Genomic DNA, 15,969 nt, shown 5'->3' with positions numbered 1-15,969 from the left:
GTTTAGGAGATTATTAATTTTCGCCATAGATGGTTGGTGAACCCGCCCCTACGGTTCAATTGTACCTGGTGTTGATTCAATACAGTTTAAACTACCGCGTCCAAGCCAGCCATTTATTAAACAAATTCTTCACAAGCGGAGTCAAACGAGTGCGATTGTAAGCATCTCCCGCTTTCCGAATTGCCTCAGCTTGCGTCGGATACGAATGAATTATGCTAGCAATCTTTCCCAAACCAATATTGTTAACCATTGCCAAAGTAATCTCGCTTATCATATCCCCAGCGTGTCGCGCTACAATAGTTGCACCTAATATTTTATCGCTGCCTTTCTTGACGTGAATTTTCACAAATCCTTCCTCTTCGCCGTCAATAATTGCCCGATCGACTTGACTGAAAGGAATTAAAAATGTATCGATATCAATGCCTTTTTCCTTAGCCTCGTATTCCCCAATTCCGACGCGCGCAATTTCCGGGTTTGTGTAAGTACACCAAGGTATCGTCAAAGCGCTGAGCTTTTTGCGCCCGAAAAATAGAGTGTTTTGAATCACCATTCTCGCGGCAAAATCAGCAGCGTGAGTAAATTTATGTTTCATGCAAATATCCCCAGCGGCATAAATGCGGGGATTAGTAGTTTGCAAGTTGTCGTTGACAAATACGCCTGTTTGTGTATCGTATTCAACGCCCACAGCCTCCAGATTCAATCCTTCCACGTTAGGCGATCGCCCTGTACTCACAATAATTTCATCTGCTGTTACCGATGCTTCCTTACCTTGACATTTATAATAAATTACTTTGCCTGCATTTGTTTTCTCAACGCGCTCTATTTGGGATTCTAGTATTAGTTGAATTTCTTCGCGTACAAAAGCCTGCTGCACGATTTTAGCAGCATCCGCATCTTCCTTGTCTAAAATCTGAGCATTTTTGTGCAGCAATACCACTTCCGAACCCAGCCGCCGAAAGGCTTGGGCCAATTCGCAGCCGATCGGCCCTGCGCCAATTACTGCCAAACGCTGAGGTCTTTCTGTGAGGTTAAAGACAGTTTCATTTGTTAGATATCCAGCTTCTTGTAAACCTGAAATTTGCGGTTGTCGCGCCCTTGCACCTGTGGCAATTACTGCTTTTTTAAAGCGGAGATTTTTACCTGCAACTTCTACTGTATTGTTGCTGGTAAAACGACCGGAACCTAAGAAAACATCGACTCCTAATTTCTCCTGATATCGTTGAACAGAATCAACATCGCTGATTCCCGCCCTGATGCGGCGCATTCGTTCCATCACAGCGGCAAAATCCACTTCTACACTGTCAGAAACACGAACGCCAAATTTACTGGCATTCCAGATATCGCCGACAGTACGAGACGAACGAATCAGCGCTTTTGACGGCACGCAACCGACATTCAAACAGTCGCCGCCCATCAAATGTTTTTCAATCAAAGCAACTTTCGCGCCCAAACCTGCGGCACCGGCAGCCACAATTAATCCAGCGGGGCCCGCGCCAATTACTACTAAATTATAAGAACTAGCAGGCTGCGGATTTACCCAATCGGGCGGATGCAAATAGGAGACTAATTTCTCGTTGTGTTCGTCCATCGGGGGGACAGTTACGCGATCGACTTTTGACTGCGACATGGGCAAATTCTCCTAATTAAATACTTTCTTCCAAAGCTTTGCTGGCTATCCGAGTGATAAAGACAGTAACAGCGACAGTAGCGAGAAAACTGATAATATTAATCAACCATTTTACGGCGGAATCTTGAGGACTTGCATACACAGTTTCCGTGCCTATCGCAGCAACCTCTCCCACCAAAGAACCGGAGTAAACGTACATAATTGTACCCGGTATCATGCCAAAGGAACCCAGCACGTAATCTTTCAAAGAAACTTGAGTAATTCCTAGAGCGTAATTCAATAAATTGAAAGGAAATAAAGGACAAAGACGAGTCAAAAAAACTATTTTTAATCCTTGTTGGGAAACTGCGCGATCGAGAGCTTTAAACTTGGGGTGAGATTCCATATATTTTACCACGCGATCGCGGCACAAATAGCGCCCGATCGCAAAAGCAAATACAGCACCTAAAATCGACGCCGCAAATACGTAAACTGAGCCCCACCACAAACCAAAAATCGCTCCCCCTCCCAGCGTCAGTACCGAACCCGGTACAAACAGCACAGTAGCCAAGTTATAAGTAGCTACAAAAGCCACTGGCCCCCACCACCCTAAATCCTCGATCCGCATTAACACAGTTCTCAAAACATCTTGAACGCAGGCAGAGCGAGTTGCTACAATTAAGAGAGCGAGCAAAACTGCGATCGAAAAAAACAACACTATGCGTTTAAAATTTACCCTATAATAATCTTGGATTCGTGCTTTTGCCATGATTCACCCGCAAATATTTATCAGCATTATACTGCAAACTTAAATTATTACTGTAAACTACCCTAAAAGCGATCGTCATGACACCAAAAGCCCAACTTCCAATCCCCGAATATTTCGACCCCAAAAAAGTAGGCGAAGTCTGGCGAGTACCCTACCAAGAACGCGCCGCCCAAGCGAAAGATTGGGCAAAGCAGCACAGCATCCAGCCCGCCGCCAGCGACAAAAATCAGACTTGTTTGCTGATAATCGACGCTCAAAATACCTTTTGCTTGCCCGAATTTGAACTATTTGTGGGCGGGCGTTCCGGTAGCGGTGCAGTAGACGATAATTTGCGGTTGTGCGAATTCATCTACCGCAATTTAAACGCAATTACAACCATTGCGCCGACAATGGACACCCACACCGCCATGCAAATTTTTCATCCAATCTTTTGGATAGACGAAGCAGGCGAACACCCCATACCAGCCGCAACTTCTATTACACTCGAAGATGTCCAAAAAGGCATTTGGAAAGTCAATCCCGCCATCGCCCACAGCATCAGCAGGGACAATTTTTCAGCACTGGAAAAACAGGCTTGCCACTACGTCAAAAAACTCAGCGCCGATGGAAAATATCCCCTGACAATTTGGCCCTATCACTCGATGCTCGGCGGCATCGGACACGCCCTGGTTTCCGCCGTTGAAGAAGCAGTATTTTTTCATACTATAGCCCGCAACAGCCAAGCACTTTTTGAAATCAAAGGCGGGAATCCACTGACAGAAAACTATTCGGTTTTGAGACCGGAAGTTTTAGATGGATTCGACGGCAATCCGATTGCGGAAAAGAATGCTAAGTTTATGGATAAATTACTTGATTTTGATGCAGTAATTATTGCCGGACAAGCGAAAAGTCACTGCGTTGCTTGGACAATTGATGATTTGCTGACTGAAATTTTGGCGCGAGATCCGAATTTGGCAAAGAAGGTTTATTTGCTGGAAGATTGCACTTCACCTGTGGTTGTTCCGGGTGTTGTTGATTTTACGGAACAAGCAGATGCAGCTTATCAAAAATTTGCGGTGGCGGGAATGAATGTTGTTAAATCTACTCAGTTTGAGGTACAATCAACATAAGTTAGCAACTGCCTGTGAGTATGAGCTTAGTATCTAATGAGCCGCCGGCTATTATCCGTACAGAGCGCGGGTTGACGCTTGCTGGTACCGCAGTCCTATTTGCGAGGGTAAAGATCGCCCAGTCAATCGCTGCTTAACTCGTGATATTAAATCCGGTTAGCTATTAAATAATAAAACAAACAAGGATAATGAAATTATGAATCCAAGTAGTGTAGAGCTTTTGTCTGGGCAGTTAACCCTACGCCTTCGCCACCAGCTTCCTGACCATCCAGGTATTTATTTTGTGGTCGGTGAACGCGAACAATTATTTTATATTGGTCAAGCCAAAAACTTACGGAAACGTTGGGCAGGAGCGAGCCATCACCGCTACAAGCAACTTGCTAGAAAAGGATTGGATAAAATCGTTATTAAATATATTCTAGCTTCCGTTTCTGAATTGAAAGAGTTAGAGTGTCAATATATCGAGCAATTTAATCCCTTACTGAACTATGGCAAAGTCAAGAAATATTTGCCCAAAACCAGTCCCCGGTTTTCTGAGTTGCAGCGATTGCTTAAGCTTGCCAGCCAGCCTCTTTTTCCTTCAGTAATATACAAATCGCTTAATGGGCAAACGATTCCCAGAGAGCCGTCAGATTTATTTCGGGGTTTTGTTGCTGGTGTATATGAAGATCAGCAGTTACATATTTTAGTTTTGTGTAGGCAAAATATGGGAGAACTGTTATGGAAAAGTTCTGGTCACCGTACAAAGAAACGTTTTTACATCAGTCCAGAACAGGAACTTATAGGAAGTTGTTATTTTTTTGATGCCAGACAAGTTATTTTTGCATTTGTGGAGCTATTCGATTGCGATTTTGCAGATGAGATTTTTCAAAATGTTTATCCAGATGTATTAAATTATGAGATAGCAGGTGTGACACTTAAAGGGCTTTCTCAACCTACATTGTTAAGTTCATATTTATCTCTAAATCGCACAAATCTCGATAGCTTAGCCAAAGATTATCTTTTAGGTATTGCTGAAAAGTTACAACCATTGCCTGCTCAGTTTAGCCTTAATAAAGAGCTGATTTGGTGAAAAAACAAAAATTATTCATTGGACTGTTCAAGAAGGAGTATCTTATTTATAATAACGTACATTGAGATTTTTCGTTTGGTGGGGACGGGTTTTTGAGACCAGCAATTATTGGCGTTTGTGGTTGGTGAAACCCGCCCCTACATTTCCTGGCTTATTTCCCGTCCAATCTCGGTACGCCTTCCAAGAATGGGCCGCTCAACATTAATTCAGTCATCCTGTCTAATTTGCCGCTGACTTTCATTTTTTTATCTGTTTGAAAGCGCTCGATATCTGTTTTCAAATCGCCGCTACTATATCCTAATTTACTCAAATAATCAATAGCTTCTTTGTCACTTAACAAGATATCAGCAGACCGGAAAATCGGCACGTATTGATCGCGCCAAACCCGGGCAAAAGTTGCCCTATCTAAATAGAAAATCCTGCCCCGCGCCGGGTCTCCAATGACAGCTACACTGTCATTCATTCCCAGCAAAGCGACCGCGTGGGGTAGCTTCCGAGGGCCGTCAAACAGCCAAACTGCTAGCACTCCGGGGCGATTAATTTGCTGAATTTGCTCCCAAGTTGGCGTTAGTTCGATCGCATTTACGCCCAAAGCTCTTGCTGCTATAATTAACTGGGGCATGGAAGTTCCCAAGCGACTCGTGCCGGCCTCCCTAGCTACACTCGATTCCGTCGCATCCATTCCCCAACGCCTTAACACTGTTGCTAGCGCCGCCGGCGCGCAACTGCTGTTAGATGTTTGCCGAAATACACCGTTGGGCCGCAAATTATCTATTAAATCAGCGTAAATTGGCGCCAGAAAATAGTTTTCAGCGCCTGTAAATCCTCCCAATCCCAACAAGCCAATTAAAATTACTGCGATTACTTGCGATCGCGCTGTCAACCAACTTATACTAAAGCCAATACCGCAGACTCCCATCAGCATCACTCTGAGCAAAGTCCAAGTAACTCGCATCCCGTGAAAGCGCCACTCGATCGGCAAAGCAGGCATTTGAGGCATATTTAGAGCCAGTAGCAGCAAGGCAATATAAAAACCCAAAAACAGCAGGGCGATCGAATTTCTGCCCTTAAACAAGTCGTTAGCCGTCACTCCCGATCGAACTAACACCCGCCCGAACCGCATTCCCCAGACAAACAGCACTGAACCCAGCACCAGCGTCACTACTATTTCCATGAACTCAAAATTTTGTTGCTTAACTAGGTTGTAACATTTCTGCGATCGATAACTCCTGACTCGTGTTCAATAATGAATCCGTCTATCCGTGACTTCCGTGTCCTCCCTTTCTTCAACCACACCTAAAATTTGCAAAATGTCAAGGGATTCGATCGACTTTTCCCCACCTTAGCCACCAAGTCCCAAACCAGATTTAGCGCCGCAAATAATTCCCCAAATTTCTTGCCACAAACGACTACATCCGTTGTAATATAGATGTAAGTCACAGCCCGTTAAAGTAATCAACAAACAATTAAGCCGCTCAATATATTCACGCTCCAACGAGCGCTGAGTTGTATTGAGCGTGCCTATTAAAGAGCGATCGAAGCTCCTCACACACCCCCAATATTCAGGAAGAATAATGCCATCAAGATCCGCCAACGATGTAGACGTAGCAGAGCAATATTGGCACTACCTAGAAATATCCAAGGTTGCAACTATCTTAGAAACCAACCTGGAAAGCGGTTTAGAACCGACAGAAGCCAACCATCGCCAACAGAAATTCGGGCCCAACGAACTAACGGTTAAAGCAGGGAAACCAGCCTGGTTAAAATTTATCCTGCAATTTAACCAACCCCTCCTGATCATCTTGCTGAGTGCAGGTTTAATCAAAGCCGCGATCGGAGAATGGCTAAACGCTAGCGTAATTTGGGGCGTAACAACCACCAACGCTACTATTAGTTTCATCCAAGAAGCTGGAGCCGAGAAAAAAATTGAAGCCCTAGCCCAAGCTGTCACCACCGAAGCCACAGTCATTCGGGGCGGCAAAAAATTAAGAATTCCCTCCAAAGAACTCGTTGTCGGCGACTTAGTAATCCTGACTTCCGGCGACAAAGTACCGGCAGACTTGCGCTTAGTGAAAGTGCGCGACTTGCAAATCGACGAATCGGGACTCACCGGAGAATCTGTTGCTGTCGAAAAAGAATTAGGACTATCTGGAGACTTGGTTCTGCCGCAAGAAACGCCGCTAGCAGAACGCGACAACATGGCATACGCGGGAAGTTTTGTAACTTTTGGCCAAGGTAGCGGCATCGTAATTGCGATCGCCAATAAAACCGAAACAGGCAAAATCTCCCAACTATTAGATCGCCACATCGACCTCACCACCCCCTTAACCCGCAAATTCAACCAATTCAGTCAAAACTGGCTGTTATTCGTGTTGGGAATGGCAACCTTGACCTTCGCAGTCAGATTGGGGCGGCCAGTCGCACCGGGGGTTTCAGCCTTTAAAGAAGCAGTCGAACCCGCAGTCGCCCTGATTGTCGGCGCAATTCCCGAAGGCTTACCCGCCGTCATCACCGTCACCCTAGCCGTAGGCGTTTCCCGGATGGCAAATCGCCACGCGATCGTCCGCAAATTGCCCGCTGTAGAGACCCTAGGCGGCGCTACAGTCATCTGTTCCGACAAAACCGGAACTTTGACGGAAAACCAGATGACGGTGCAAGAAATCTATTCTGGCGGCGCATCCTACTCAGTTACGGGTACGGGATACAGCCCCGAAGGTGAAATTCAACTCAACCAACTGCCAATTACTGTCAGCCAAGCTCCAACTTTGCAAGAATGTTTGCAAGCTGGACTTCTTTGCAACGACTCTCAGTTGGAATTCAAAGACGATAATTGGATAGTCGTCGGAGATCCGACAGAAGGAGCGTTAATTGCTGTTGCCAAAAAAGCCGAATTGAGCCAGCAAGCTTTGTCCAAATCAATGCAGCGCCTGGATTCAATTCCCTTTGAATCTCAGTTTCAATACATGGCGACGCTGCACCGAACTCCCACTGGCAAAATTTTGTACGTCAAAGGTTCCGTAGAATCAATTCTCGGCCGGTGCGGTTCCAGTCTCGACACTCAAGGAAATCCGGTAGAAGTCGATCGCGAACAAATCCACCACCAAGTCGATGAAATGGCGCATCAAGGCTTGCGCGTCTTGGCTTTAGCGAAAAAGCCAGTACCCGAAAGCCAAAATTCCGTCGATCATTCGGATTTGGAATCTGGGCTGATTTTCTTGGGACTCCAAGGCATGATCGACCCGCCGCGGGCTGAGGCGATCGCAGCCGTCCAAGCTTGTCAAACCGCCGGCATCCAAGTCAAAATGATTACCGGCGACCACATCGCTACAGCCAAGGCGATCGCCCGCCGCATGGGATTCCGCAAAACTAAACACCACAGAGAACTTGTAGCCTACACCGGCGCCGAGCTCGCCTCCATGAGCAAGCAGGAACTCGGCGAAGCCGTAGAAGCCGGCTCAGTTTTTGCCCGCGTCGCCCCAGAACAAAAACTCCGCCTCGTAGAAGCCTTGCAAAATCAAGGCGAAATTGTGGCGATGACGGGAGACGGCGTTAACGACGCGCCGGCGCTGAAACAAGCGGATATCGGGATTGCGATGGGCAGCGGTACGGAGGTTTCTAAAGAAGCCGCCGACATGATTCTTACCGATGATAACTTTGCGTCGATCGAATCTGCTGTCGAAGAAGGGCGATCGGTTTACAAAAACCTGCTCAAAGCAATCAGCTTCATTCTCCCAGTCAACGGCGGAGAATCGATGACAATTTTGCTCAGCACCCTCCTCGGGCGAGAATTGCCGATTTTGTCGCTGCAAATTCTCTGGCTGAATATGCTCAACTCGATCACGATGACTGTACCGCTGGCTTTCGAGCCCAAGTCACCGGGAGTGATGAAACAGCAACCTCGATCGGCAAACGAACCTTTGCTGACTCCAAATCGAATCAAGCGAATTATCGCTATTTCTCTTTACAACTGGACTTTGATTTTCGGAATGTTTGAATGGGTGCGCCAAGCGGAGTGGGGAACGATCCAACTAGCCCGCACGATGGCGATTCAAGCTTTGGTAATGGGTAGAATCTTTTACCTGTTGAGCCTCAGCCAGTTGTTGCCTTCTTTGATGGCTAAATTTAGCGGATCTAAGGAACAAGTTAGCGGTGCTCCCGCCCTCGGTGTGGGAATTGTCGTGGCGGTGATTTTGCAGATCATCTTTGCTAACTCTCCGTTTGTCAATCGCATATTCGAGACGGCTCCGATGAATCTGGATCAGTGGCTGATTTGCTTCGGTGTCGCTCTGCCGATGATCGGTGTTGCTCTCTCCGTCAACCGCTTTGACCCGCCCAACTAAGCTGCTGTACAAAAGTGCGAGCGATTAGTAATTTCGGGTGTTTAGAAACCGGGTTTCTTGAAGAAACCCGGTTTCTCGGTATTACAGAAATCGAACCTGAAAGCGCACGTCATATCCTATCCGGTAAATCACTTACGATTAAGCGCCAATTTTAGTCCAATGAAAACCAGTTAAGCCTTTTAAAACAGCCGAATCCTAAAAAGTTTATTATTTCTGTATAATAAACTACAATTTTCTAAAAAAAATATAGACGTATATTAACAAAGTAAATGTGCGGTGGCTGCGATGTTTGCAACTTATTGACAATACAGTTGAAGGCTGCCCGATCGCCCTTCGCTACAACCTTTACCCTGGAAGCCTTGGTTTAAACCAGTTTTGATAAGCAAACCCGATCGCCCTTCCCAACCCTTCCTTATCGATAGCACACAGCTAAAAGATTTACTTATCAATCAAATTTAATAATTGTTTTATAATTTCAGCAAGAGTACGGTAAGCTAATAACGAAGCCAAGAAAATGTGCTGCTCGCTTTTTGCCACCTCACACAACTGGGCCGATCGAAATATCGATATTAATCAAACAAGTCAAATCAGCAGGGATAGTTTAAAGACTTATACTAGCGATAAATCTTTTTCTCCCTCCTGCCAAGGATCGCTCAAAACAGTTCGCTAAATTCCATTAGCGAACAGAAAAAAAGCGCCTTGATAAACTTCAGTGAATGTTGTTACAGAAGATTATGAATTGCAGCGAGGCTAGACTATGACAAGATTTTCAGATGAATTTTCTGCGCTTTCTCGGCGTAAATTTATCGTTACAGCAGGTGCATCTGCAGTCAGTTCAATACTGCTCAAAGGGTGTTTGGGAAATCCTCCCGAACCGGGTGCTAGTGCTGGCGGTGGTGGAGCCACTGCTGGTGGCGGGGCAGTGCCGGTGGCAACCTCAGCAGTTGCTGTGGCCAACGAGAAAAGAGTAGAAGGAATTGAAAGCACTAAAATCGCATTGGGATACATCCCGATCGTCGAAGCAGCACCTTTAATCATTGCCCAAGAAAAAGGCTTTTTTGCCAAATACGGAATGACAGAGGTAACAGTTGCCAAGCAAGCCAACTGGGGTTCGGCCAGAGATAACGTAGAAATCGGATCGGCCGGGGGCGGCATAGACGGCGGCCAGTGGCAAATGCCGATGCCTTATCAAATTAGTCAAGGTCTGATCACCAAAAACAGCGTCCAAATCCCGATGTATGTTCTAGCCCAGTTGAACACTCACGGAAATGGAATTGCGATCGCGGGCAAACACCAAGGCAAAGGGCTCGGACTCAAACTAGACCAAGCAGCCCAAGACTACATCAAAGGTTTGGCGCAAGCAGGCACCCCCTTCAAAGCAGCCTACACCTTCCCCAAAGCCAACCAAGACTTGTGGATTCGCTACTGGCTGGCAGCTAACGGCATCAATCCCGATACAGATGTCAGCTTGCTAACAGTACCGGCTGCCCAAACCGTGGCAAACATGAAAACCGGAAGCATGGACGCTTTCAGCACCGGCGACCCCTGGCCTTTGCGGATTGTCAAAGAAAACATCGGCTTCATGTCAGCCCTGACTGCCGAAATCTGGAAAGGCCACCCAGAGGAATATCTAGCAATTCGCGGCGACTGGGTAGACAAACACCCGAAAGCCACCGAAGCCTTGCTAGCAGGACTAATCGAAGCTCAGCAGTGGTGCGACAAGCCAGAAAATCGCGCCGAATTAGTTGCGATTGTTTCCGGCAAAAACTTCTTTGACGTAAATCCGGCTGTTTTGACTCCTCCCTATGAAGGCAAGTACGTCATGGGCGACGGCAAACCAGACATCAACGACTTCAAGAGCAGTCCGCTGTACTGGAACGATGGTGTCGGCAACGTTTCCTATCCCTACAAGAGCCACGATTTGTGGTTCTTAACCGAAAGCGTGCGCTGGGCTTTCTTGCCGACAAAAACCTTGGCAGACAAAAAGGCAATCATCGATAAAGTCAACCGCGAAGATTTGTGGAAAGCCGCAGCTAAATTAGCCGGAGTGGCTGATGCTGAAATTCCGAAAAGTACGTCTCGCGGTATTGAAAAGTTCTTTGACGGCAAAGAATTTAATCCCGATCAGCCAGAAGCTTATCTGAGTAGTTTGGCAATTAAAAAAGTGTGATGGGTAAAAGCTTCCCATAATTTAGCCTCGAAAATTTAGTCTCGAAAGAAAACACCGCAGAAACAGAGGAGATAAGCAGGATGGCTGTAAGTACAAATCGGAGAGGTGGAGTCGCTCCGCAAGCGGCGCTGGGCGAGTTTTGGAAGAAGAATTCCCCGAATATATTGCCGCCAATCTTGGGGCTAATAGGATTTCTGTTTGTTTGGCAATTCCTGTCAAGTTCTGGAATTATTAAATTGCCGGGGCCGACAAGCGTTTGGACTGACGAACGGACGCGGATTTTGCTGATGTATCCTTTCATGAACTCCAAAACCTACGGAGTCGGCTTGTTTTGGCAAACTTTAGCTAGTTTGGAACGGGTGGCAAAAGGCTATACTCTCGCCGCTGCTGTGGGAATTGGCATGGGGGTTGTGGTAGGTACAAATCCTTTTCTAAATAAGGCTTTAGATCCGCTTTTTCAGTTTTTGCGGATGGTGGCCCCTTTGGCTTGGGTGCCGATCGCCCTGGCTGCACTGCAACAAAACGAACCTGCTGCTTTGTTCGTGATTTTTATCACTTCAGTTTGGCCGATTTTGATCAACACGGCTGAAGGTGTGCGCCAAATTCCCGACGACTACAACAACGTTGCGAAAGTGCTGCAACTTTCTCGGAAAGAGTATTACCTCAATATCTTGTTTCCGTCGGCACTTCCTTACATCTTCACAGGATTGAGAATTGCGATCGGTTTGGCTTGGCTGGCAATTATCGCTGCGGAAATTGTGATGTCCGGGATTACAGGTATCGGCTTCTTTATTTGGAACGCTTACCAGCAAAACTACATCAGCGAAATTTTGTTAGCTGTAGTCTACATCGGGGCTGTTGGTTTGCTGCTCGATCGCATGATGGCTTGGTTGCAGCAAAAAATTGCTCCCCCTCAAGGAAAATAGTTTTGATTTGTGAGTTACTCGTTCCCAGGCTCTGTCCAAGGCGCGACAACTTAGCGTTAAACCGACCGTCTCTCTTGTTTGTAGCCAAGTCTCGATCACCCTGGCACCCCCCTTAATAAGGGGGGAAAAGAGTGTATTCAAAGTCAACCCCTACTCCCCTGATTAAGGCGGATGCGAGGGGGATCTAGATTTGAGAAAAAGCGACATTATCTAGCGAAATAACCAACCTACAAAAAAGGCCAGAAAATCATGTCGATTTTGATTGAAATAGAACAACTGGAAAAAGTATTTAATTTATCAGACGGGGGCACATACGTTGCTCTCAAAGGCATCGATCTGGAAATTGAAAAAGGCGAATTTATCTCCTTAATCGGACACTCTGGGTGCGGCAAATCTACGCTGCTAAATATGGTGGCAGGTTTGGATTTGCCGACAGAAGGATTGGTGACAATTGAAGGACAAAGAATCACCCAACCAGGCCCCGATCGCATGGTAGTATTCCAAAACTATTCGCTGCTACCTTGGCGGACGGTCAGAGAAAACATTACTCTAGCCGTAGACTCGGTAATGACCGGCTTACCGAAAGCCGAACGCCTCGAAATCATTCAAAAACACATCGATATGGTGGGCTTGACGCCCCACGCCGAAAAACAACCTGCATTGCTATCAGGGGGACAAAAACAGCGCGTGGCGATCGCCCGCGCCCTCGCCCTGCGCCCCAAACTGTTACTTCTAGACGAACCCTTCGGCGCTTTGGACGCTTTGACTCGCGGCAACTTGCAAGAAAAGTTGATGGAAATTTGCCAAGAGTACGAAATCAGCGCCCTGATGGTGACTCACGATGTGGATGAGGCAGTGCTGCTGAGCGATCGCATCGTCATGCTCACCAACGGCCCAGAATCGAAGATTGGCGGGATTCTCGAAGTAGACATCCCCCGCCCCCGCAAACGGATGGAAGTCGTCACGCACCCCAGCTACTACGCTCTACGTAGCGAAATGATTTACTTCCTCAACCAGCAGAAGCGCGTCAAAAAACTGCGAGCCCGGAAAGTACCGGCGATCGCCCGCCACGGTTTGGAAAAAGTCAACCTCGAACTCGGCTTCATTCCCCTAACAGCCTGCGCTCCCCTCGCTGTCGCCAAAGAAAAAGGCTTGTTTGCCAAACACGGCCTCGATGAAGTCCACCTGGTGCGGGAAACGAGCTGGCGCGGCATCGTAGACGGCATCGCCGCTGGTTACTTAGATGCAGCCCAAATGCCCTCTGGGATGGCAATGTGGTTGAGCTTGGGGGGGCACCAAGAGACCCCTATTCCTACCGTTACAGCCCTCACCATGAGCCGCAACGGCAACGGCATTACCCTCGCGAGGCGCTTTTACGACCAAGGGATCTACACTCTGGCAGACTTTAAAAAAATGCTCCAGAGAACGCCCGCCCAAACCCACCGCATGGGCATCGTTCACCCTTCTTCGATGCACAACCTGTTGCTGCGCTACTGGCTGGCTTCCGGCGGCATCGATCCGGATCGCGATGTGGTGCTGAAAAATATCCCTCCAGCTCAAATGATTGTGGACTTGCAAGGTGGCACTATTGACGGTTTCTGCGTCGGCGAACCTTGGAACTTCCGGGCATCGATGGAAGGAGTCGGCTTTACGGTGGCTACAGATTTGGAATTGTGGCCCGGACACCCCGGAAAAATTCTGGGAGTGCGGGAAGACTGGGCTGCTGCTTATCCCAACACTCACATTGCTCTGATCAAAGCTTTGCTGGAAGCTTGCCAATACTGCGCCAATCCGGCTCGCGCCGCCGAGGTTGCCGAAATTATCGCGGGACGGGAGTACATCGGTACTGACCAGAATTACATTCAAATTGGCGATCCCGGCTCTGTTGCTTGCAACCTGGATACTCCGATGCGGGAATACGCCCACCACTTGTTCAGCGGAGAGGGGGTCAACCGTCCGAGCCGTACCGAACAGTTGTGGCACATGGTGCAGATGGCGCGCTGGGGCGATACCGTGTTCCCGCGCAACTGGGTGGAAGTTCTGGAGCGGATGGTGCGGGTGGGCCCGTTCAGCACTGCAGCGCGCGAGTTGGGGATGTCGGATATTACTTACAATCGGGGTTCTCTGCGCTTGTTTGACGGCTCGGTGTTTAATGCAGACGATCCGATCGGCTATCTCAACAATCTGGCGATTAAACGCGATTTCACGATGGCTGAAGTTATACTCGATTCCGGCCGCAGAGCTGCTTAGAGTTGCGTCTGACGATGAGCAACTCGATTCTCTCTAGGGCGTGTTCTTAAACCCGGAGATCACCCTGGCACCCCCCTTAATAAGGGGAGTAGGGGGTGGGACAAGAGGCTTCAAAGTCCCCCGACTATCAGGGGGGATGCGAGGGGGATCGAGATTTCGATACAAACTAGAAAGACAAAAGGGTTTCAGTAGTCACGGGCTCGCAGCTCACATTCAAAATTTCACTATTCGCTATAGCCAATAACCCACTAAAAAGTTCCCAACCCATGATTAACACCACTACGAACCAGACTGACACCAAAAAGCAAGCCAAGAAAGGAAAAGATCGCCGGAAGCCTTTTTTGGTGATGGAAAATGTTCACAAATCATACCCAAATGGTTACAGGGCTTTAGAAAACGTTAACTTGACTGTAGCTGAGGGAGAGTTTATTACGCTGATCGGACACTCGGGTTGTGGCAAGTCAACGCTGTTGAATATGGTGTCGGGTTTTAGCCATCCAACTCAAGGCAGCGTCAGAATTAGCGGGCAAAAAATTGAGAAGCCGGGCCCCGATCGCATGGTGGTGTTTCAGGGTTACGCTTTGCTGCCTTGGCGGACGGTGTTTGAAAATGTTTATCTGGCGGTTAATTCTGTATTTCCGAATAAGTCGAAGGTGGAAAAAAATGCGATCGTCAAAGAGCATTTGGCGATGGTGGGATTGACAGAAGCGGCTGATAAAAGACCGCCGCAAATTTCGGGGGGGATGAAGCAGCGGGTTTCGATCGCCCGCGCCTTGGCAATTCGCCCGAAAGTGCTGATTTTAGACGAACCTTTTGGTGCTCTGGACGCAATTACTAAGGAGGAATTGCAGGAAGAATTGCTGAAAATCTGGAACGACCACCGCTGTACGGTGTTGATGATTACTCACGACATTGATGAAGCGCTGTTTTTGGCCGATCGACTGGTGATGATGACTAATGGCCCGGCGGCGACAATTGGCGAAGTTTTGGAGATTCCTTTTCCGCGTCCGCGCGATCGGGTTCAGATGATGGAAGATCCAGAATACTACAATTTGCGGAACTACGCCCTAGATTTCCTGTTCCGTCGTTTTGCACACGATCACGATGCCTAATCGGTTGGGAAATCAAAGTTAAAGACGAGAATATGAGACTTCTCGAACAATTTTAATTCTTGTGGGAAGTTGGTTTTAGGCATCCTGCAGGCCCTTGACTTACTTTTTTTGCAGAAGTCTCTTGAAAAGTTGAAGCCCCAGTGTTCCCCGATTTCAGGGGAACAGCGCTGCGGACGCAATTTTCCCGATCCGGTTGGGTAAACTGAAGCTTAATGGTGGGCGAGAAGTTTTTTCAGACGTTCGGATCTTTTTCCGATATTTTACGTCTACCAGCGAAGAGACCCGATTGCCTAGCTGTCGGTAAGCTGGCATGAACAGAGCCCACCTTCGATCGAGGGTGGGCTTCTTCTTGATGTTATTAACCGTTTGTGGGCGATCGGTGGTTGGTACATTCCACCCTTGGAACTGGCACACTGCAGGAACGTTTATCGGTGTTTCATGGATTAAGGCTGTTGTCAATATAGCGGTTTTCCGTGGAGAGTGTATTCCTGCCAAGTCTCTAATTCTGTCACTGCTAATTCTTGAATTATGCGATCGTAAGGATCGTCAATTAAATAATTTCTCTTTTTTCTTGTGGGATGGGCGTCCCGCCCGTCCTTAAAAGACGGGCGGGAC

General features: G+C 47.6%; 10 protein-coding genes. 7 read left to right on the top strand and 3 right to left on the bottom strand.

The genetic code is table 11. The annotated features are described in order from the left end of the window. Positions 1-91: 91 nt before the first annotated feature. On the bottom strand, positions 92-1,627 hold the full coding sequence (locus tag QUA50_RS00050) for a mercuric reductase (RefSeq protein ID WP_333258997.1): 1,536 nt from the start codon (positions 1,625-1,627) through the stop codon (positions 92-94). A 16-nt stretch (positions 1,628-1,643) separates the two neighbouring features. Further along, entirely contained in the window at positions 1,644-2,375 is a 732-nt protein-coding gene (locus tag QUA50_RS00045) for a TVP38/TMEM64 family protein (protein ID WP_333258999.1), read from the bottom strand. Positions 2,376-2,452: 77 nt separating this feature from the next. Here QUA50_RS00045 and QUA50_RS00040 point away from each other — a divergent pair, with 77 nt between their 5' ends. Continuing rightward, positions 2,453-3,484, top strand: coding sequence for an isochorismatase (locus tag QUA50_RS00040; RefSeq protein ID WP_333259001.1), 1,032 nt, complete (start codon positions 2,453-2,455; stop codon positions 3,482-3,484). A 196-nt stretch (positions 3,485-3,680) separates the two neighbouring features. After that, a complete protein-coding gene (locus tag QUA50_RS00035; RefSeq protein ID WP_333259003.1) occupies positions 3,681-4,556 on the top strand; it encodes a GIY-YIG nuclease family protein in 876 nt (291 codons plus the stop codon). Between the two features lie 151 nt (positions 4,557-4,707). Here QUA50_RS00035 and QUA50_RS00030 read toward each other — a convergent pair whose 3' ends face one another. Beyond that, the gene (locus tag QUA50_RS00030) at positions 4,708-5,730 is read right to left on the bottom strand and encodes a cysteine peptidase family C39 domain-containing protein (RefSeq protein ID WP_333259005.1); all 1,023 of its coding nucleotides are present in this window, start codon (positions 5,728-5,730) and stop codon (positions 4,708-4,710) included. A gap of 400 nt (positions 5,731-6,130) precedes the next feature. On the opposite strand from QUA50_RS00030, the gene QUA50_RS00025 reads away from it, so the two are divergent. The 5 genes from QUA50_RS00025 (at position 6,131) to QUA50_RS00005 (ending at position 15,354) form a co-directional block, all read left to right on the top strand. After that, the gene (locus tag QUA50_RS00025; protein ID WP_333259007.1) at positions 6,131-8,896 is read left to right on the top strand and encodes an HAD-IC family P-type ATPase; all 2,766 of its coding nucleotides are present in this window, start codon (positions 6,131-6,133) and stop codon (positions 8,894-8,896) included. A 757-nt stretch (positions 8,897-9,653) separates the two neighbouring features. After that, positions 9,654-11,066, top strand: a complete 1,413-nt coding sequence (locus tag QUA50_RS00020; protein ID WP_333259009.1) for a CmpA/NrtA family ABC transporter substrate-binding protein — start codon at positions 9,654-9,656, stop codon at positions 11,064-11,066. Positions 11,067-11,146: 80 nt separating this feature from the next. Continuing rightward, positions 11,147-11,992, top strand: coding sequence for a nitrate ABC transporter permease (gene ntrB, locus QUA50_RS00015; RefSeq protein WP_333259011.1), 846 nt, complete (start codon positions 11,147-11,149; stop codon positions 11,990-11,992). 249 nt (positions 11,993-12,241) lie between these two features. Next, positions 12,242-14,242, top strand: a complete 2,001-nt coding sequence (locus QUA50_RS00010; RefSeq protein WP_333259014.1) for a nitrate ABC transporter ATP-binding protein — start codon at positions 12,242-12,244, stop codon at positions 14,240-14,242. A gap of 266 nt (positions 14,243-14,508) precedes the next feature. Then, the gene (locus QUA50_RS00005) at positions 14,509-15,354 is read left to right on the top strand and encodes a nitrate ABC transporter ATP-binding protein (RefSeq protein ID WP_333259016.1); all 846 of its coding nucleotides are present in this window, start codon (positions 14,509-14,511) and stop codon (positions 15,352-15,354) included. The last annotated feature ends 615 nt before the right edge of the window (positions 15,355-15,969 follow it).

Source organism: Microcoleus sp. M2_D5, from assembly GCF_036701935.1.
GTDB lineage: Bacteria > Cyanobacteriota > Cyanobacteriia > Cyanobacteriales > Microcoleaceae > Microcoleus.
The sequence above is the reverse complement of the archived record's forward strand: the minus strand, read 5'-3'. Positions and strand labels throughout refer to the sequence as shown.

Bases quoted from the DNA above. Each gene is read 5' to 3' on its own strand.
- QUA50_RS00045 (WP_333258999.1), bottom strand. From the start codon at position 2,375: ATGGCAAAAGCACGAATCCAAGATTATTATAGGGTAAATTTTAAACGC.
- QUA50_RS00010 (WP_333259014.1), top strand. From the start codon at position 12,242: ATGTCGATTTTGATTGAAATAGAACAACTGGAAAAAGTATTTAATTTA.
- QUA50_RS00040 (WP_333259001.1), top strand. From the start codon at position 2,453: ATGACACCAAAAGCCCAACTTCCAATCCCCGAATATTTCGACCCCAAA.
- QUA50_RS00020 (WP_333259009.1), top strand. From the start codon at position 9,654: ATGACAAGATTTTCAGATGAATTTTCTGCGCTTTCTCGGCGTAAATTT.
- QUA50_RS00030 (WP_333259005.1), bottom strand. From the start codon at position 5,730: ATGGAAATAGTAGTGACGCTGGTGCTGGGTTCAGTGCTGTTTGTCTGG.
- QUA50_RS00035 (WP_333259003.1), top strand. From the start codon at position 3,681: ATGAATCCAAGTAGTGTAGAGCTTTTGTCTGGGCAGTTAACCCTACGC.
- ntrB (WP_333259011.1), top strand. From the start codon at position 11,147: ATGGCTGTAAGTACAAATCGGAGAGGTGGAGTCGCTCCGCAAGCGGCG.
- QUA50_RS00025 (WP_333259007.1), top strand. From the start codon at position 6,131: ATGCCATCAAGATCCGCCAACGATGTAGACGTAGCAGAGCAATATTGG.
- QUA50_RS00005 (WP_333259016.1), top strand. From the start codon at position 14,509: ATGATTAACACCACTACGAACCAGACTGACACCAAAAAGCAAGCCAAG.
- QUA50_RS00050 (WP_333258997.1), bottom strand. From the start codon at position 1,627: ATGTCGCAGTCAAAAGTCGATCGCGTAACTGTCCCCCCGATGGACGAA.